14 protein-coding genes are annotated in these 18,067 nt (G+C 74.4%); 2 read left to right on the top strand and 12 right to left on the bottom strand.

Annotated elements, in window-relative coordinates:
* Positions 1–19 precede the first annotated feature (19 nt).
* The 8 genes from BKA14_RS44805 to pdxR form a co-directional block, all read right to left on the bottom strand.
* Complete coding sequence (locus BKA14_RS44805; RefSeq protein WP_184956322.1) at positions 20–3,988, bottom strand: hypothetical protein; 3,969 nt, start codon at positions 3,986–3,988, stop codon at positions 20–22.
* On the bottom strand, positions 3,985–5,646 hold the full coding sequence (locus BKA14_RS42235) for a replication-associated recombination protein A (RefSeq protein WP_184956321.1): 1,662 nt from the start codon (positions 5,644–5,646) through the stop codon (positions 3,985–3,987). The genes BKA14_RS44805 and BKA14_RS42235 overlap by 4 nt, the downstream gene beginning before the upstream one ends.
* Positions 5,647–5,864: 218 nt before the next feature.
* A complete protein-coding gene (locus BKA14_RS42230) occupies positions 5,865–6,083 on the bottom strand; it encodes a hypothetical protein (RefSeq protein ID WP_184956320.1) in 219 nt (72 codons plus the stop codon).
* 60 nt (positions 6,084–6,143) lie between these two features.
* Positions 6,144–6,638 (bottom strand): GyrI-like domain-containing protein, encoded by a 495-nt coding sequence (locus BKA14_RS42225; protein ID WP_184956319.1) that lies wholly within the window; start codon positions 6,636–6,638, stop codon positions 6,144–6,146.
* A gap of 90 nt (positions 6,639–6,728) precedes the next feature.
* Positions 6,729–7,526 (bottom strand): sugar nucleotide-binding protein, encoded by a 798-nt coding sequence (locus tag BKA14_RS42220; protein ID WP_184956318.1) that lies wholly within the window; start codon positions 7,524–7,526, stop codon positions 6,729–6,731.
* Between the two features lie 90 nt (positions 7,527–7,616).
* The gene (gene aspS, locus BKA14_RS42215; protein WP_184956317.1) at positions 7,617–9,419 is read right to left on the bottom strand and encodes an aspartate--tRNA ligase; all 1,803 of its coding nucleotides are present in this window, start codon (positions 9,417–9,419) and stop codon (positions 7,617–7,619) included.
* Positions 9,420–9,489: 70 nt separating this feature from the next.
* Complete coding sequence (locus tag BKA14_RS42210) at positions 9,490–10,176, bottom strand: hypothetical protein (protein ID WP_184956316.1); 687 nt, start codon at positions 10,174–10,176, stop codon at positions 9,490–9,492.
* 224 nt (positions 10,177–10,400) lie between these two features.
* A complete protein-coding gene (gene pdxR / locus BKA14_RS42205; RefSeq protein WP_184956315.1) occupies positions 10,401–11,750 on the bottom strand; it encodes a MocR-like pyridoxine biosynthesis transcription factor PdxR in 1,350 nt (449 codons plus the stop codon).
* 46 nt (positions 11,751–11,796) lie between these two features.
* Here pdxR and BKA14_RS42200 point away from each other — a divergent pair, with 46 nt between their 5' ends.
* Positions 11,797–12,807 (top strand): aldo/keto reductase, encoded by a 1,011-nt coding sequence (locus BKA14_RS42200; protein WP_184956314.1) that lies wholly within the window; start codon positions 11,797–11,799, stop codon positions 12,805–12,807.
* A gap of 10 nt (positions 12,808–12,817) precedes the next feature.
* On the opposite strand, the gene BKA14_RS42195 is transcribed toward BKA14_RS42200, so the two are convergent.
* From BKA14_RS42195 to BKA14_RS42180, 4 genes are all read right to left on the bottom strand, one after another.
* A complete protein-coding gene (locus BKA14_RS42195; RefSeq protein ID WP_184956313.1) occupies positions 12,818–13,576 on the bottom strand; it encodes a 2-phosphosulfolactate phosphatase in 759 nt (252 codons plus the stop codon).
* A gap of 27 nt (positions 13,577–13,603) precedes the next feature.
* Entirely contained in the window at positions 13,604–14,782 is a 1,179-nt protein-coding gene (locus BKA14_RS42190; protein WP_184956312.1) for an alanine racemase, read from the bottom strand.
* A complete protein-coding gene (locus tag BKA14_RS42185; protein ID WP_203722118.1) occupies positions 14,769–15,215 on the bottom strand; it encodes a hemerythrin domain-containing protein in 447 nt (148 codons plus the stop codon). Before BKA14_RS42185 ends, BKA14_RS42190 begins: the two co-directional genes overlap by 14 nt.
* A 77-nt stretch (positions 15,216–15,292) precedes the next feature.
* Positions 15,293–16,831: a beta-N-acetylhexosaminidase gene (locus tag BKA14_RS42180; RefSeq protein ID WP_184956311.1), complete on the bottom strand. Its 1,539-nt coding sequence runs from the start codon at positions 16,829–16,831 to the stop codon at positions 15,293–15,295.
* A gap of 33 nt (positions 16,832–16,864) precedes the next feature.
* Here BKA14_RS42180 and BKA14_RS42175 point away from each other — a divergent pair, with 33 nt between their 5' ends.
* Positions 16,865–18,067, top strand: a complete 1,203-nt coding sequence (locus BKA14_RS42175) for an amidohydrolase/deacetylase family metallohydrolase (RefSeq protein ID WP_184956310.1) — start codon at positions 16,865–16,867, stop codon at positions 18,065–18,067.

Raw genomic sequence — 18,067 nt, 5'->3', positions numbered from 1 at the left:
TCCGTGACCACAACCCGCGTCACGACGCCGTGGGTGTCGGCTCCAGGAGGTCCTCCGTGATGACCGGGTCGGGCGTCTCGCCGGTGAACGGGCTCTTCTCCGGGTCCGGTTTGCCCCGGGTGTCGGCGATCGCGGCCTGCACCTTGATGCTGACGGCGGAGCCCGTGCAGGAGCCCTGAGGCGGCACGGTCGGCGCCACCGAACCCGCGACGGCCGGGTCGTTCGCGGTCACCTGGTCGATCTTGCAGTCGGGCGGACTGACCCGCAGATCCAGAGTGAACTCGTCACGCTTCCAGCAGCTGTACGTGCTCTCGGCCGGGTCGACGGCCTGCTCCGGGCAGTCCTCGACCTGCCACGGCTGCCACCCGGCGGCGGTCAGGGCCGACGTGTAGGCCGCGGTCGTCTCCTTGAACGGCCGCTGCGAGTCGGCGGTGCGCTCGCGGAACCGGCACTCCTCGAAACACCACTGGCTGCCGAAATCCTGGTCGTCGACCTGCTGCTCGGCCCACGACGGCACGTTCAGCGCGTCGAGCGAGCCGAAAACCGGGTCTTTGCTCGCCGACCGCAGCCCGAAGAACGCGGGCAGCACGACCAGCACGACGATCGCCAGCGCGACCAGCGTCACGACGCGCAGCTTGCGCTGGGCGCGGATCTGCTCCCGGATGCCGTTGAGGCCGCCGGAGGTCGCACCGGGCTCGTCCCCGTCCGGCGCCGCCACCATCGTGGCCCCGGCCGCCCCGGCCGCCCCGACTGCTTTGGCTGCTCCGGCCGCTCCGGCCGCCTTGGCCGCTCCGGCCGCCACGCCCGCCTTGGCCGCTCCGGCCGCCTTGGCCGCTCCGGCCGCCTTGGCTCCGACCACCGGTGACCCGCCCTGAGCGGGCAAGGGGCCGCCGCCGGTCTCGACGACGACCCGCCCGGGCGCGCCGGCCCGAGCCGTCGCGCCGGCCTTGGCCGCCCCCGCAGCCGCGCCGGCGGGCCGCACGCTCGTGCTGCCCTTCGGCGCCGAGCCGTCCGGACCCGCTGCCCCACGCACCGAGGCGGAGCCGAGCGCCCCCGGAACGGACGCCGCACCGTGGGCCGCACCGCTTTCGACATCGGCCAGGCTCGCGGCCCCCCGCGCCCCCCGCAGCGGGGCCGCGGCGTGCGGGCCACTGTCCGCGTCGTCCCGCCCGCCACGCACCGCGCCGCTGTCGGCCTTGTCCACGTCGAAGCGGCCACGACCACGAACCTCGCCGCTGTCAGCGTCATCCACGCCGAACCGGCCACGACCGCTGCGAGCGAAGCCGCCGCCGGCGTCGTCGTGACCGCGGCCACCGCGCAGGGCGCCGCCGTCGGCGTCATCCTGGCCGCGGCCACCGCGCAGGGTGGCGCTGTCGGCGTCGTCCAGGCTTTCCGACCTGCGCCCGCCCCGCACCGGGGCGGCGCCGCGGTTGGCGTCACCCGGCCCGCCGGCACCACGGACCGGGGCGGCCCCGACGGAAGCCGCGCCCGCGGCCGCACCGGCGATTCCCCCCACCACGGCGGCGCCGGCGGCACCCCGGGCGGGGTCGCCGCTGATCTGGGCGGAACCGGGGGCACGACCGCCGGGCCCGTTACGGCCACGCTCACCACGGCCGGCCGGGCCGCGCACAGCGCCCGTCGCCTGACCCGGTTCGAGCTGCGGCTGCCCGGGGACGGCCTGGGCCCGCGACAGCTGCCCGTACTCCCCCGGCACCTGATCGGCGTCGGCCTGCGGCGGCCGCGGCGCGCTCTGGGCCTGGGAGAGCTGGCCGTACTCACCCGGGGTCGGCTGCTGCGACGGCGGCTGGCCGTAGACGTTCTGCCCGGGCGAGACCGGCCCCGCCGGCGGACGCCCGTAGACGTTCTGCGGAGTTTGCCCCGGCGAGACCGGGCCCGTCGGCGGCGAGACCTGACCGGCGGGCACAGCCCGGCCCCGGCCCTGCGGTTGCCCCGGCCCCTGCGGACCGCTGCCCGGTTGCCCACCGCGCGGCGCTATCCGCCCGGAGCTGTCGCCGGGGCGGGGAACCACACCCGAGGTCTGCCCGGCCATGGCGCCGGCGCGCCCGGGAACGGCCGGGGTCCGCACCCCTTCGCGTCCCGGCACGACCGGCGGCACGACGGCCGCGGCCCGCACCGGACCGGTGCCCGAACCGGCCGCGGGGAAGCTGCCCGTGTGCCCGGACACGCCCGGCCCGCGCCCACCCGGCTGCGGGTCGTTGCCCTGCGCACGCCCTTGGGGTCCGCCACGCCCGGGAGCACCCGGTCCACCCGGCACCCCGGACCGACCCGGCACCCCGGGCCCGCCGGGCGCAGCCGGCCCGGCCTGCCCACCAGGCCCGCCCTGCGGACCGTGACCGCCCTGCGGACCGTGACCGCCCTGCGGACCGAGTCCGCCCGGCGCACCGGGGCCCTGCGGGCCGGGCCCGGCACCGGGCGATCCCGGCCCGGCGCCCTGGCGACCTGGGCCGGGCGGCGCGCCCGGAGACCCCGGCCCCTGCGGCCCGGCCAGCTCGGCGCCACCGTGGCGGGAAACGTTCTGGCTGGTGCCACTCGGTCCCGGCGCACCCGACCACGGGGCGCCCTGACCGGGCGGGTTGCCGCGCCCGGACCGTCGGCCGCGTTCCCCCGGCTCGCCACCGCCGTGCCGGCCGGTGCGCTCGCCCGGAGCGTCATCGCCACCACGGCCGTGCCGTCCGGTGGTCTGCCCCGGACCGTCCGGCCCTGCGCCGCCTTGTCCATGTGCACCCGGCACCGGCCGCCCGGCACCGCCGTACTCCCCCGGCGCCGAGGCGCGCCCGCCGAAGCCGGCACCTTCCGGCGCGCCCGAGACCGGCCGCCCGGCACCGCCGTACTCCCCGGGCGCCGAAGCGCGCCCGCCGAAGCCGGCACCGCCTTGGGCCTCCGGGTCGGCGAAGTCCGGGGCACCGGAGACCGGCCGGCCGGAACCGCCGTAGGCCGAGCCGTCCGGCGAGCCCGAGACGGGACGGCCGGAACCGCCGAAGCCGGCACCGGAGGTCGGGCGACCCGCGGGTGGGCCGTCGGCGCGGAAGCGATCGCGGCCGCGAGTGGGTACGCCCGGCGAGACCGGGCGGGACGCCGGGGACACCGGGCGCACCGACGGGAGTTCGGGGGCGTTGCCCGAAAGCGGAACGACTCCGCCGGCCGCGGGCGATTGCGGCTCGGGGCCGCGCCGGGCGGGTGCTGCCGAGCGGCCGTACTGATCCTGGTCGTCCGGCTGCGCCCGGCCCGGATCGGCGCCTCCGTACTGCCGGCCGGCCGGGGCACCGCCCCCGTGCTGGCCGCCCGGTGCCGGGTTTCCGTACTGCTGACCGGCCGGGGCGCCGCCGTACGGGCGGCCCGCCTGGTCGCGGCCGACCGGCGGTGGACCGCTCTGATCGGGGCCGGCGGACGGGAAAGTCGGTGCGGGCACACCCGCGCGGCCCGGAGCGGCCGGGATCTGGCCCCGTGACGTCTGGCCGGGCCCCTGCGCCGGGACGGCCCCCGAACGCTGACCGGGACCCTGCGGCGCCACAGCTCCCGAACGCTGACCGGGACCCTGCGGCGCCACAGCTCCCGAACGCTGACCAGGACCCTGCGGCGCCACCGCTCCCGAACGCTGACCGCGGCCTTGCGGCGGAACGGCGCCCGAGCGCTGGCCGGGCCGGTTGTCGGCCGCGGGGAACTCGCCGCTGCCGGACTGCCAGCCGGGGGCGGGCAGCTCGTCGCCGGGGTTGTCGTCGGGGCCGGGGGCGACCCGGCCGGACTTGCTGTAGCGGGTCTCGCCGGCCAAGGTGCCGGGGCCGATCGCGGAGCGCTGCTGCTTGGCCGTGCGCAGGTCGTCGAGCCAGCCCGTTTCCTCCTGGGCGACCGGCTCTTCCTCGACCGGTTCCTGCCGCCCGCGACCGAAGCGGCGCCCCTTGCGCCCGCCGGCCTGCTCGTTGCGCAGGTCAGCGTCGTCGTCGGGCCGATCGGCACCGCGCGGGGTCACGGCTGTTCCTCTCCGGCGGCTGGGCCGCTTTCGTCGGGCGTCGTCCCTTCCGGCCCGGTCGCCGCGGGCGGACGGGCGAGACTACCAGTCCCATCTGTGGACACGCTCCCATCGGAGGCGCCACCGGAGCCGGCGACGGCCGTCGATGCGGGCTCGCCCGGCTCCGGATCAGCACCGACGGGAGGGTCGGGCTTTTCCGCTGTGATGTTGGCAGCAGGGGTCAAGGTCGCACCACCCGCCGGGCGGCTGGTCCCGGGCCCCGGAACGTCCCCCGTACGCGGTGTAGCGGCACGACCACGCACGATGCGCCGCAGCCGCGGAACCCGCTCCCCCATCGCCCGTTCGGCGCCGTGGTCGGTCGGCTGGTAATACTCCGCGTCCGCCAGATCGTCGGGCAGATACTGCTGAGTTACCACCCCGCGAGGGTCGTCGTGCGGATAGCGATAACCTCGCCCGTGCCCTAATCCGCGCGCGCCGGGGTAGTGCGCGTCGCGCAGCGCGGACGGCACGGCTCCCCCGCGACCGGCCCGCACGTCGGCCATGGCCGCGCCGATCGCGGTGGTGGCGCTGTTGCTCTTGGGGGCGGTGGCCATGTGGATCACGGCTTGGGCCAGGTTGAGCCCGGCTTCGGGCAGACCGATCAGCTGTACGGCCTGGGCCGCGGCGGTGGCCACGAGCAGCGCCTGCGGGTCGGCCATGCCGACGTCCTCGCTGGCGAAGATGACGATGCGCCGGGCGATGAACCGCGGGTCCTCGCCGGCCACGAGCATGCGGGCCAGCCAGTGCAGGGCCGCGTCGGGGTCGCTGCCGCGCATGCTCTTGATGAAGGCGCTGGTCACGTCGTAGTGGGCGTCGCCGTCGCGGTCGTAGCGCACGGCGGCCACGTCGACCGCTTTCTCCGCGGTGGCGAGGTCGATCTCCTTGACGCCCTGGGCCACGGCCGAACCGGCGGCGGCCTCCAGCGCGGTGAGCGCCTTGCGGACGTCGCCCGAGGCCAGCCGTACGAGATGCTCCTCGGCCTCGGCGGTCAGCGTGACCTCGCCGTTCAGCCCGCGCTCGTCGGCCACGGCCCGGCGGAGCAGGCCACGGACGTCGTCGTCGTCGAGCGCCTGCAGGGTGAGCAGCACGCACCGGGACAGCAGGGGCGAAATGACCGAGAAGTAGGGGTTTTCAGTGGTCGCGGCCAGAAGTGTGACCGTACGGTCCTCGACCGCGGCCAGCAGCGAGTCCTGCTGGGTCTTGCTGAAGCGGTGCACCTCGTCGATGAACAGCACCGTGGGCGGGCCGCCGTAGCGGCGTTCGCGGCGGGCCGTGTCGATCACCGCGCGTACGTCCTTGACCCCGGCCGAGAGCGCGCTCATGGCGACGAACTTGCGATTGGTGGCGCCCGCGACGAGGTGGGCGATGGTGGTCTTGCCGGTGCCGGGCGGGCCCCACAGGATCACCGACATGGGGCTGGCCCCGGTGACCAGTTGCCGCAGCGGGGCGCCGGGGGCGAGCAGGTGTTCCTGACCGACCAGCTCGTCGAGGGAGGCGGGCCGCATCCGCACCGGCAGCGGCGAGCCGGCGTCGGGGGTGGTGAAGCCGGTGGCCGGCGCCGGGGCCTGCGGGGCGCCGGGCTGCGCCACGGAGAAGAGGCCGTCAGCGGGTTCAGTCATCGGCGAAAACAGTACCGGCCCGCCACGGCGTCCCCGAAATGCAGCCGCACGAGGCCGGCCCGCCGGAACACGCGAGAGGCGCAGATCCGACGGGCCGGGTTCGAGCCGTGCCACACGAGACCGGCCCGCCGGAACACGCGAGAGGCGCAGATCCGACGGGCCGGGTTCGAGCCGTGCCGTGCGGGGCCGCCGGTGGCTCGAGGGGGTGGTTCAGGGGGTCAGCCGCGGCCGGGGCGACGACCGTAGAAGCGGCGGCCCGAGCTGTTGCCGCTGCCGCGCGGGCCGCTGCCGATGCCCGCGAGGTAGAGGGAGAGCAGCAGGAGGCCGAGCGAGGCCATGGTCGGGAAGTTGAACAGGTCGGGCGCGCCCAGGTTGGTGTCGAGCAGGTCCAGCAGGAGCCAGACTCCGAAGACGACAGCGGCGGCGATGGCAAGCATTTATGTCCTCCGAGGGGGGTGAGAGCCTTGTCACGGCAGATACCCCGAAGGCCATCGAAGTCAAACTCGGTCCGCGAGCTTGAAGAACAGGTCGGTGCGCCACTTGTGCATGTCGGGTTCGTCGGCCGGGTTGCTCCTCAGCACTTCGAGGCGGCAGCCCCACACCTCGCCGGTCGGGGTGGGCTGCATGTCCCAGGTCAGGCCGTGGTCGCGGGCCCAGTCGAGCAGACGCGCGGTGACCTGCATCAATTCGTCGGGGTGGCCGATGTGGCTGACCGTCACGTACCGCCCGGCGGGCAGGGTCTCGGCGAACATCGGCGCGCTCACCATGGCCGGCGTGGCGACCGGGATGCCGGCTTCGACCACCAGGTCGGCCGACATGTCGATCACCCGGTAGCGGAAGAACGGCGCCCCGGAGACGGGGACACCGCGCTCACCGAGCCGGGTGACCATGGTCGGCAGGTGGTCGGCGACCCGCGCGAACTGGGTCATCGTGATCGTTTCGCGGCGGCCCACGTAGGGCTGCTCGCCCAGCTCGACAATGTGCGGCTCCACCCGATCAGTCTCACACGAGCGCGAGCGCGAGCACGAGCACGAGCACGAGCGCGGAAACGAGCACGAACGCGAACGCGAACGCGAGCGCGATCAGGAGGCGATGGCGGAGACCGGCCGCAGCGGGGTGCGCAGCACCGTACGGGCCAGCGACGTGTCGAGCCGCACGTCGAGCGGGCGCGGCCCGAGCCCGCTGCCGGCGCTCAGGCCGACCGGCAGCGCGTCCGGGTCGTGGCCGTGCGCGCGGGCGACCAGCCGGCCGAAGTCGGCGCGGTTGATCGCTTCGGGGCCGGCCACGTTGATGATGCCCGCGAAGCGCGAGTCGGCCAGTTCGAGCAGGGCCGCGGCCAGGTCGGCCACGTGGACCGGGCAGCGGATCTCGTCGCTGAACAGCGTGCCGCGCTGCCCATTGAGCAGTCCGAGCACGAAGGACTCGTGCCCGCTGTTGTCACCGCCCCAGATCAGCGACGTCCGCACGATCACCGCGGACGGGTCGATTGCCGCCACCGCCGTCTCGGCCGCCGCCTTGGCCGCCCCGTACAGGGAAACCGGGGTCGGCTCGTCGCGTTCGGTGTACGGCGTCGGGCGCCCCGCGTGCAGGGCGTCGGTCGACACGTGCACGAGCCGGGCCCCGACCGCGACCGCCTCGGCGGCCACTGTGGCCGCACCGTCGGCCTCGACCCGCCAGCCGCCCCGCGTGCTGTTGATCACAAGCTTGGGCCGTACGGCGGACATGAGCGCACGCACCGACTTGCGATCGGTGATGTCGACCGGAACGAACCCGCCCGCGGCGGTGGTGGCTGTGCCCACCACCGCCTGGTCGGTGGCCGTCGCCTGACGGGCCACTTCGGAGCCGAGAAAACCGGACGCGCCGACGATGAGTGTGCTCATGCCGCCGCCTCCGCTTCGCTACCGCGGAGGCCTGAGCCGGGCACTGTGCCTGATGATTCGCTCGCAAGCTCGCTCATGTGTCAGATCAGATCAGTTTGAGCGCTCCACGGGAACCGCTTGGCCGTCGGTGCCGGGTGTGCCGGCCGCCGGCTTGGGCTTGGCGTCGATGCCCGCCTCGAGCCGCTGCTGCGTGGTGATCGGGGTGGGCGCCGTGGTCAGCGGGTCGAAGCCGCCGCGCGTCTTGGGGAACGCGATGACCTCGCGGATCGAGTCGTTACCGGAGAGCAGCATGCAGGTGCGGTCCCAGCCGAGCGCGATGCCGGCGTGCGGAGGCGGGCCGTACTTGAAGGCCTCGAGCAGGAAGCCGAACTTGTCCTGCGCTTCCTCGGGCGAGATGCCGAGCAGGTCGAAGACCCGGCTCTGCACGTCGCCGCGGTGGATACGGACGCTGCCGCCGCCGATCTCGTTGCCGTTGACGACGATGTCGTACGCGTACGCGAGGGCCTGGTCGGGCGCCTCCTCGAAGCGGTCCACCCATTCGTTGTTGGGCGAGGTGAAGGGGTGGTGGACCGCGGTCCAGCCGCCCTCGTCGGTCTTCTCGAACATGGGGGCGTCGACGACCCAGCAGAACGCCCAGGCCGACTCGTCGATCAGGCCGGACCGCTTGGCGATCTCGATGCGGGCCGCGCCCAGCAGCTCCTGGGCCTCGCGGCGCTCGTTGGCGGCGGCGAAGAAGATCGCGTCACCGGGCTTCGCGCCCACGGCGTCGGCCAGACCGGACAGGTGCTCGGCGGACAGGTTCTTGGCGACCGGACCGCGCGCCTCGCCCGACTCGGCGTCCAGCACCACGTACGCGAGACCGCGCGCACCCCGGGCCTTGGCCCAGTCCTGCCAGCCGTCGAGCTCCTTGCGGGTCTGCGACGCGCCGCCGGGCATCACGACCGCGCCCACGTAACCACCGGCCGCGATGGCTCCGGCGAAGACGCGGAACTCGGTGCCCTGCAGGTAGGACGTGAGCTCGACCAGCTCGACGCCGTAGCGCAGGTCGGGCTTGTCGGAGCCGTACCGGTTCATCGCGTCGGTCCAGGTGATCCGCGGGATCGGCAGCTGCACCTGGTAGCCGGCGAGCTCGCTCCACAGCTTGGACACGATCTCCTCGCCGAGCGCGATGATGTCGTCCTGCGTGACGAAGGACATCTCGATGTCGAGCTGGGTGAACTCGGGCTGCCGGTCGGCCCGGAAGTCCTCGTCGCGGTAGCAGCGGGCGATCTGGTAGTACCGCTCCAGGCCCGCCACCATCAGCAGCTGCTTGAACAGCTGGGGCGACTGGGGCAGGGCGTACCACGTGCCGGGCTGCAGCCGGACGGGGACCAGGAAGTCACGGGCGCCCTCGGGCGTCGACCGGGTCAGCGTCGGCGTCTCGATCTCGTTGAAGTCGCGGGCGTGCAGCACCTCGCGGGCGATCTGGTTGGCCCGCGAGCGCAGGCGCAGTGCCTTGGCCGGGCCGGACCGCCGCAGGTCGAGGTAGCGATACTTCAGGCGCAGGTCGTCGGAGGCGGTGATCGCGTCGTCGACCGGCAGGGGCAGCGGCGCGGCCTCGGAGAGCACGGTCAGCTGCGACGCCACGACCTCGATCTCGCCGGTGGCCAGCTCGGGGTTGGCGTTGCCCTCGGGGCGGGCGTTGACCTCGCCCACCACGAGCACGCAGAACTCGTTGCGCAGCGCGTGCGCGTCCTCCTCGCGGAAGACCACCTGGACCACGCCGGAGGCGTCACGCAGGTCGACGAAGATGACCCCGCCGTGGTCGCGCCGGCGGGCCACCCACCCGGCGAGCGTCACCGTCGTGCCGGCGTCGCTCGCGCGAAGAGTGCCGGCTTCATGGGTACGGATCACGGGAAGGTCTCCTCACAGCTGTCACGGGGCGCACCCGACATTCTGTCAGGGGCGCCCGGCACGACCGCCGTCAGGCCGCTACTTTCCAGGACGTCGCGCGCATACCAGCGGTTCCGGTCCGGCCGACATCGGTGATCTCGACCAGCACCATGCGGGCCGGGCTGGCCGCCGTCAGCACGCAGAGCACGGCCCCCTTGCGGACGGGAACGCTCGCCCCCGGCCCGATGGGGCTGGTGCGGATGGCCCGGGCGCACCCCGCGGCGTCGGTGTCGTTGTTGCGGACCTGGCTGCCGCCGGCCGCGCCGGAACCGAGGGTCAGGCTGGGCGGCTGATCGCCGCAGCGGCTGTCGTAGCGCAGGTCACTCACCTTCTCACCGGCGTTCGAGCGAGGCTCGTCGAGGTCGAGGAAGAGCACCGCGGAGCAGCCCACCTGCACCCGCAACGGTTCCTGGGCGTACGAGACGTCGAAGTCCTCCCCCGGGCCGGGCGCGGCGGCCGCCACCGGCTGCTGCTGCAGCGCGGCCCGGGCCAGGTGAGCGGCCCGCCAGGCCACGAAGACGGCCACCCCGGCCACGTTCAGGGCGAACAACGCCACCGCCGTGACCAGGAGGAACCCCCAGTTGCGGCGCTTGCCCGGGCGGCGCTCGCCGATCTGCTCGGTCGGGCCGTCCGGGATCTCGGTTTTCGGCGGGGCCGCCACCGCGAACGGTTCGCGGGCCTTGGGTGGGGTGTTGTTGGTCGCGCGGAACGTGGACATCGGCGGCTCCGAGGGGGTGATGCCGGCGTGACAAAACGACCCTAAAACCACCATCGATCGCATCCCATCCCTCGCCGAGGGGACACGGTCATCGGCCCGCCGGCCCGTAGAATTCCCTGGTGGCGCCCGATCGGATCGATCAACGGATCCCGCCCGCGTTGCAGTTGCCGCCGCGGCGGTGGCGACCGTGCCCCTGCTGACCCGGATCGAGCAGGCCCACTTCCTCATGCAGAACGGCCGCGTACGAGAGCCCGGACCGCCCGCGGCACGGCCGCGTCGCTGATGTTGCCGTAGCCCAGCACCAGCCCCGGCGGGCCGGGCGCGACCCGGTAGTCGGCCAGCGTCATCACGTCGACGCCGGCCCCGCGGGCGGCCGCCGCCACCGCGCGCTCGTCGAGGCCGGGCCAGGAGCAGACCACGTGCAGGCCGGCCGAGACGCCCTGGGTGGTGCAGCCCGGCCGGTGCGCGGTGAGCTCGGCGATCAGCAGGTCGCGGCGGGCCCGGTAGCGCTGGCGGGCCCGGTGCAGGTGCCGGTCGTAGCGGCCCGCGGCCACGAACCCGGCGAACGCCGCCTGGTCGATGGCCGTGGGCGACGGGCCCGACTCCAGGGCGGGCCGCCAGCGGGGTGGCGCCACGGCCCAGCCGACGCCGACCGCCGGGGCCAGGGTCTTGTGGGCCGAGCCGACCAGCACCACGCGCGCCGGGTCGAGGCCCTGCAGGCAGCCCACCGGCTTGCGGTCGTAGCGGAACTCGCTGTCGTACTCGTCCTCCACGATCACGCCGTCGACCGCGCGGGCCCAGTCGACCAGGGCGGCCCGGCGGGCCGGGGCCAGCACGGCGCCGGTCGGGAACTGGTGGGCCGGGGAGAGCAGCACCGCCCGTACGGGGGAAGAAAGCTCAGCCACCCGCAAGCCGTCACCGTCGACCGGGACCGGCACGGGTCGCAGGCCCGCGTCGGCGGCGATCGCGCGCAGGGCACCCCAGCCCGGGTCCTCGACGGCGATCGCGCGGTGCCCGGCGGCGAACAGACCGCGGCAGAGCCGGCCGACCGCGTTGCGGATGCTGGTGCAGACGAGCACCGAGGCGGGGTCGGCGGCGGCGGCCCGGGAACGGGACAGATATTCGGCAAGCACCCTGCGCAGCTCGGGATGGCCGCCGGGTGGCGGGTAGCCGAGGTCTGCCGAGGCGGCCGCTTCGGACAGCGCGTCGGCCCACTGGCGGCGCGGGAAGAACCGGAGGTCGGGCCGGCCCGGCGCCAAGTCGAACGCCTTCCGGTCCGGAGTCGTCGCGACTTCGGTGGGCGGTGTGCCGTGATAGCGAACGCGGGTGGCCGAACCCGTCCGCCCCTCCAGATAGCCCTCGGTGGCGAGCTGCGCATAGGCCTGCGTGACGACCCACCGCGAGCAGCCCAGCACCGGCGCCAGCACCCGGCTCGGCGGCAACGCGGACCCCGACGGCACCCGCCCCGACCGGATCGCCGCCCGCAGCGCGGCCGCCAGCGCCACGTGCCGAGGGCCCCGGGCGGGCAGCTCGAGAAGCGTCTCCCAGGCCGAATTGGTACGGGATTCCGGCATGGAAATGGATCGTAGGCGCAGACCGATCCGGCCGTACTGTCGCATCATGCGCTATCGATTTCTGGGCCGCACCTCGCTGGCCGTCAGCGAACTCTGCCTCGGGGCGATGACCTTCGGGCGTGAGGCCGACGAAGAGACCAGCCTCCGCATGATGGACCGGTTCGCCGAGGCCGGGGGCACGTTCCTCGACACCGCCGACGCGTACGGGGCGGGACGCAGCGAACAGATCGTGGGCCACTGGCTGAAACAGCACGACCGGGCCGACTGGGTGATCTCGACGAAGGTGCGCTGGGGCCCCGGCGGCAACCGGGCCGGGCTCGGCCGCAAACACGTCATGGCCGCGGCCGAGGGCAGCCTGCGCCGGCTGGGCACCGACCACATCGACCTCTACCACGTGCACGGCTGGGACCCGGCCGCGGCCGTGGAGGACGTCGTCCGCACCCTCGACCTGCTGGTGACCAGCGGCAAGGTGCGTTACCTGGCCGTCAGCAACTGGGCCGCCTGGCAGATCCAGAAGGCGCTCGGCGTCGCCGACAAGCGCGGATGGGAACCGTTCGCCGCCGTCCAGCCGCGCTACAACCTGCTCGACCGCGAGTTCGAGTGGGAGCAGGGCCCGCTGGCGGCCGACGCCGGGCTGGGTGTGCTGCCGTGGAGCCCGCTGCGCGGCGGGTGGCTGACCGGGCGCTACACGCGGGGCGGGTCGGCCCCGGCGGACAGCCGGATCGGGATGGCCGAGGCCGAGAACTGGGGCGAACGCTGGGGTGTCTACGACACCGACCGCACGTGGCGGGTCCTCGACGAGCTGCGGGCGGTGGCCACGGCGGCGGGACGCGAGCCGGCCCAGGTCGCCCTGAACTGGCTGCTGCAACGGCCCACGGTGACGGCCCCGATCATCGGGGCGCGCAACCTGGAGCAGCTGGAGTCCGATCTGGGCGCCGCCGGCTGGGACCTCGACCCGGCGCTGGTGCGGAGACTGGACGACGTGACCGCTGTCGATCCGCTGCCGTTCCCGTACGACACGCTCGCCAACAGCGGCCACGACGCGGCCCCGGAGTAGAACCGGACCGCTAGGTGGTGGAAGGGGTTCCGCCAGGAACGAACCATCCGTCGCGCAATACCGGCACGACCGGGCTGGCCCCCACGTCCCCGGCCACCGTGACGTCCCCGGCGAACCCGTTGGCCCGCAGCTCCAGGCCGCTGGCCGACTCGGGCAGCTCCGCCTCGATCCGCCCGGCCACCCCCCGGTACGCCGCCAGGGCGGTCAGCGCCTCGGGCGAGAACCCGTCGGTGGAGTCCAGGTCGGCCAGCCGGGCCAGAAACGCGCCCGCGCCCCACAGGTCCTCGACGGCGGGCCGCAGCGACCCGTCCGGCCACCGCTCCCCGGCCGCCACCACGGCCACCGGCTTGTCCCCGGCCCGCTCCCACACCCAGGCCGCGGCGGCCGCCGCGTTGCGCAGGCAGACGCCGACCACCGTGCAGCCCGCGTCGGCCAGCCGCACCGAGATGGCCGAGCCGTTGGGCGAGGGCAGCACGAGCCGGTCGATCTTCGCCGCCTCCAGGTCGGTGCGCAGGATGCTCTCCGGCGACAGCGTCACCTGGCCGGGCCCGGCCTGCGAGCGCAGCACCGCGAGGATCGCCCCGTGCCGCCGGGCCACCGCCACCGCGGAGTCGTCCCGCCACCGGTACGGCAGCACGCTGATGCCCTGCTCGACGGCGACGGTCAGCGTGGTGGTGAACGAGAGCACGTCGACCACGGCCACGTAGGCCGCACCGGGGGCCACCGCGTCGGCGCCCAGCGGCCCCCAGTCGAATCGAACCCGAGACATGCTCGCAGTCTGCCAGCCGCGGCCCGGTCAGAAGTACGTGGCGAGCACGTCGACCACGCGCCGGTCGTCGTCAACCACCGGAATGTGCCGCCATTTGTCGAAAGCCGTGCAGGGGTGCGAGATGCCGAACCGGACGAGGTCGCCCGGCACCAGCGATGTGTCCGCGATGGACAGATAGGTGTGGTGGTCGTTGAGCTTGGTCACCTCGATGCCGGTGGTCGCCGCGTACGTGCCGTCGGCCCGGCGGATCTCCATCGGCACCGGCAGCCCCTCGTCGAACGGCGCGTCCCGCTTGCCCATGCCGGCCAGCGCCAGCCCCGGCTCGGGGACCGAAATGATCTGGGCCCAGAGGTCGAGCGCGGCGGCCAGCGGGCCCTCCTGCGGCACGCGCAGGAACGGCGTGCGCTCGCGATAGAAGCCGTCGTCGTGGGTCACCGAGGCGCCGCTGCGCAGCACGAGGGTGGCGTCCACGGGTTTGACCCGCTCGACCACGCGGTCGAACCAGGCGCTGCCGCCGGCGGACAGGACGGGCCGCTCCGGCAGGAGTCCCGCCGCCCGCAGCCGTTCGAAGGCGGCCACCACCTGGTCGAGGAAGCCGTCCACTTCCGCCTCGGTCCGGAGCTGGCCCTCGTACGCGGTCAGGCCGGCCAGCTGCACCTCGGGCGCGGCCGCGATCATCCGGGCCACTTCCTCGACCGCGGCCGCCGACCGGATTCCCGTACGTCCGTGCTCGTGGCCCAGTTCGATGAGCACCCGCACCGGCCCGGCGCCGGCCGCGGCGCGCACCCCCTCGACCGAGTCGACCTGGAAGTAGACCTCCCACCCGGCCGCGGTCTCGCGGGCCAGCCAGCGCAGCGTGGTCGGATCGAGCACCTCGTTGGCGATCAGCACCCGCGGCACGCCGAGCCTCCGCAGCACGAGGGCCTGGTTGGCGGTCGCGACGGTCATGCCCCAGGCGCCCGCCGCCAGCTGCCGGGCCAGCAGCCCCGGAGCCATGGTCGTCTTGGCGTGGGGGCTGAACTCCCAGCCGTGGCGCCGGCAGTAGGCGGCCATGGTCGCGATGTTGGCCTCGGCCGCCTCGCGCCGCAGCACCAGCAGGGGCCAGGTGAACTGCCCGCCGAAGAGGTCGGCCGGGAGGTCGAGCCTGCCCTCGGGCAGCCAGAACCCTTTGCTGCGCCAGTCGACGGCTGGTTCAGGCACGTCCATCGGTCACCTCGATCCCTAGGTCGCCCATCGGTTCCAGGGCGTTGAGCACCGACACGAGGCGCTTCTCCTCGCCGATGAAGTGGGTCTCCAGAACGGCGCTGATCGCGTCCAGTTCCTCGTACGTGGTGGAGCGCTGCAGCCGTCCCAGCATGTGCGCGAGCATGTTGTGGTCGCTCTTGAGGCTGCGCAGGAACGCCTCCAGCTCGGGGTGCCGCGCGGCCAGCAACGGGAAGACGTCGAGGTCCTCGGCCGTGTGGTGCTTGGTCACCGCCCCGCACAGCGTCAGGCAGTACAGCTGCAGTTCTTGCTCCCCGCGGCCCTCGTCCAGCGCCACGTAGAGGTCTTCGACCATCTCGCGCAGCCGCAGGTGCGCGCTGATCAGTTGATCGCCGTAGGCGCGGAACCGCGCCCGTTCGTTGTCATAGCTGTCCACGGATGTCCCATGGTTCCACGCCTCCATGCCCTCGGCGGTCTCCTTGCCGGGTACACCGCGACGCTGAGAGCAGCTCATCAGACCGGCCCACCGGATGGCAAGCGCCGGGTCATCTCGCGCAGCTCGGCCAGCCGGTCGGGCCAGGTGCGCGGGTTGCCGGGCGCGTCGGGCCGCGCGTCCCACGGCCGCGGCCCGGTCAGCGGGCGGTAGTTCACGCCGAGCGCGTCCAGCCGGGCCAGGTGCTCCGGCAGCCGCGACGCGAAGTCCTCGTACGACCGGCGGCCCCACACCGCCTCGGCGAACGCGCTGAGCCGCGGGTACGTCATGTAGTCGACGGCGCGGGCCGAGTCCATGTGCTCGGTCCACACGTTCGCCTGCCCACCCAGCACCAGTTCGCGTTCCTTTTCCGACAAGCCTTCCGGTACGGGCGTGAACGCGTACACGTCGGCCAGGGTGAGCCGGGTGCCCACCGGAGTCGGCTCGCCCGGGTCGTCGGACTGGCGGTAGTCGAGGTAGACCTCGATGTCGGGGCACGCCACCACCGGATGCCCGAGCCGGGCCGCGACCGATGCCGGTCCGGCCCCGCGCCAGGCGGCCACCACCGCGCCGGCCGGGGCGCCGCCCTCCAGGATCTCGTCCCACCCGTAGACGCGGCGGCCGCGATCCGCCAGGTGCTCGGCCATCCGCGCGGTGAACCAGGGCTGACGGTCGGGGTCGTCCCACTCCTCAGTCGGGCACTCGTCGCCGCCGATGCCGATCACCTCGCTGGGGAACACGTCGCAGAGGTGGTCGAGCACCGCCCGGCAGAAGGCCAGCGACTCCTCACCCAGGTTGAGCACGTGCGGCGAGATCCCCCAGCTCGTCCGCACCGGTTGCGGGCCCGCGCCGAGCTGCGGGTACGCCGCCACGGCGGCCTGCATGTGGCCCGGCATGTCGACCTCGGGCACCACGCGGACGTGCCGCTCCTCCGCGTACGCCACGATCTCGCGCAGGTCGTCGGTGGTGTAGAAGCCGCCGTGGGGCCGCCCGTCGAACGTCGCGTGCTGCCGCGCACCCAGCATCGACTCCGTCCGCCACGAGCCGGTCTCGGTCAGCCGCGGCCACCCCGGCACCTCGAGCCGCCAGCCCTGGTCGTCGGTGAGGTGCAGGTGCAGCACGTTGAGCTTGTGAAAGGCAGCCAGGTCGACGAAGCGCAGCACATCAGCCACGGGCATGAAGTGACGCGCGACGTCGAGCATGACACCCCGCCACCCGTACGCGGGCCGGTCCCGCACCCGCACGGCGGCCAGCGGCCAGTCGGCCGGCCCGGCCCGGCGCAGCGCCTGCGGCGGCAGCAACTGGCGCAGCGTCTGACACCCGTAGAACACCCCGGCGGCCGACCCACCCGTGATCGTCAGCCCGTCCAGCCGGTACGCCTCGGCGCCCAGGCCGGGGTCGAGGCGCAGGTCGAGGCCGCCCGCACCGACCGGCAGCGGCAGGCGCAGCGCACCCCGCAGCCACTGCGCCACGCCGGCCAGCTCCGGCGGGCAAGCCAGCGGCGTGCCTGCCCACAGCCGGAACCCGCCCTCCGCCGCGTCCACCGACTCCGGCTCCGGCACCAACCCCCGCGCGCTCATCCGTTCAAGATAGTGTCGGCCCGGGAGGTGGCCGTGACGTACGACTTGCTGCTGGCCGGCGGCGACCCGTTCGACGTGGCGGTCACCGCCGGCGTGATCACCGCGACCGGCCCCGGCCTGCCCCGCGACGCGCACACGGTCGTCGACGTCTCCGGCCTGCTCGTCACCCCCGGCCTGATCGACCTGCACACCCACGTCGGCCCCGGCTACTGGGGCATCGCGCCCGACCCGATCGCCTGGCACACCGGCGTCACCACGTGGGTCGACGCCGGCTCCGCGGGGGCGTACACGCTCGACGGCCTGCGCCAGGTCGCCGCCACCACCGCCGTACGGGTCCCGGCCCTGCTCAACATCGCCGCGCTGGGCCTGGCCGGCCGCACGGGCGAGAGCCGCGACCTGACCACCTGCGACGTCCCGCTGGCGATCGACACCGTGCAGCGCAACCGCGACCTGATCCGCGGGCTCAAGGTGCGCATCGACCGCGACACCGTGGGCGCGAACGGGGTCGAGCCGCTGCGCCGCGGCCTGGCCGTCGGAGAAGCCTGCGGCGTGCCGGTGATGGTCCACATCGGCACCACCCCGCCCGCGCTCGAGGAGGTGCTCGACCTGCTGCGCCCGGGCGACATCGTCACGCACAGCGCCAGCGGCATCGCCTCCCCGCTCGGGCCGGCCGTGCGGGCCGCGGTCGACCGGGGTGTGCTGCTCGACCTCGGCCACGGCTCCGGCGGCTTCGCCTTCGACGTGCTCGACCGGCAGCTCGGCCTGGGCCTGGGCCCGCACACGATCTCGACCGACCTGCACTGCCGCTCGCTCTACGGCCCCGTCTTCGACCTGCCGACCACGATGGCCAAAGTGCTCGCGGCCGGTGTGCCGCTGCCCGACGTGCTGGCGATGGTCACCGCGCGGCCCGCGCGCGCCCTGGGCCTGCCCGGCGGCACCCTCGACGTCGGGGCGCCGGCCGACCTGGCCGTGTTCGAGGTGCGCGCCGAGCCCCACGAGCTCGTCGACTCCCACCGCCAGACCCGGGTGGCCCCCGTACGGCTGATCAACGTGGCCACGTACGTCGGTGGCCGCCGCCTGCCGCCCGCCTGGCCCGCCGCACCCCCGCCGTGGTCGCCGCTGACCCCGGCCCAGCGGGCGGCGCTGGCCCACCGCGAACAGGCGCTGCGCGACCTGCTCAACACCCCCCTCGTCGGCGCCGAAGCCCTCGAGGAACAGTTCCCACGCACCTCCTAG

The sequence above is a fragment of the Paractinoplanes abujensis genome, assembly GCF_014204895.1.
GTDB lineage: Bacteria > Actinomycetota > Actinomycetes > Mycobacteriales > Micromonosporaceae > Actinoplanes > Actinoplanes abujensis.
This window is presented reverse-complemented; position numbering and strand designations above follow the sequence as displayed.

Coding starts and splice junctions, on each gene's coding strand:
- BKA14_RS42210 (WP_184956316.1), bottom strand. CDS start 10,176: ATGTCCACGTTCCGCGCGACCAACAACACCCCACCCAAGGCCCGCGAA.
- BKA14_RS42190 (WP_184956312.1), bottom strand. CDS start 14,782: ATGGACGTGCCTGAACCAGCCGTCGACTGGCGCAGCAAAGGGTTCTGG.
- BKA14_RS42235 (WP_184956321.1), bottom strand. CDS start 5,646: ATGACTGAACCCGCTGACGGCCTCTTCTCCGTGGCGCAGCCCGGCGCC.
- BKA14_RS42230 (WP_184956320.1), bottom strand. CDS start 6,083: ATGCTTGCCATCGCCGCCGCTGTCGTCTTCGGAGTCTGGCTCCTGCTG.
- BKA14_RS42180 (WP_184956311.1), bottom strand. CDS start 16,831: ATGAGCGCGCGGGGGTTGGTGCCGGAGCCGGAGTCGGTGGACGCGGCG.
- BKA14_RS42220 (WP_184956318.1), bottom strand. CDS start 7,526: ATGAGCACACTCATCGTCGGCGCGTCCGGTTTTCTCGGCTCCGAAGTG.
- pdxR (WP_184956315.1), bottom strand. CDS start 11,750: ATGCCGGAATCCCGTACCAATTCGGCCTGGGAGACGCTTCTCGAGCTG.
- BKA14_RS42195 (WP_184956313.1), bottom strand. CDS start 13,576: ATGTCTCGGGTTCGATTCGACTGGGGGCCGCTGGGCGCCGACGCGGTG.
- BKA14_RS42200 (WP_184956314.1), top strand. CDS start 11,797: ATGCGCTATCGATTTCTGGGCCGCACCTCGCTGGCCGTCAGCGAACTC.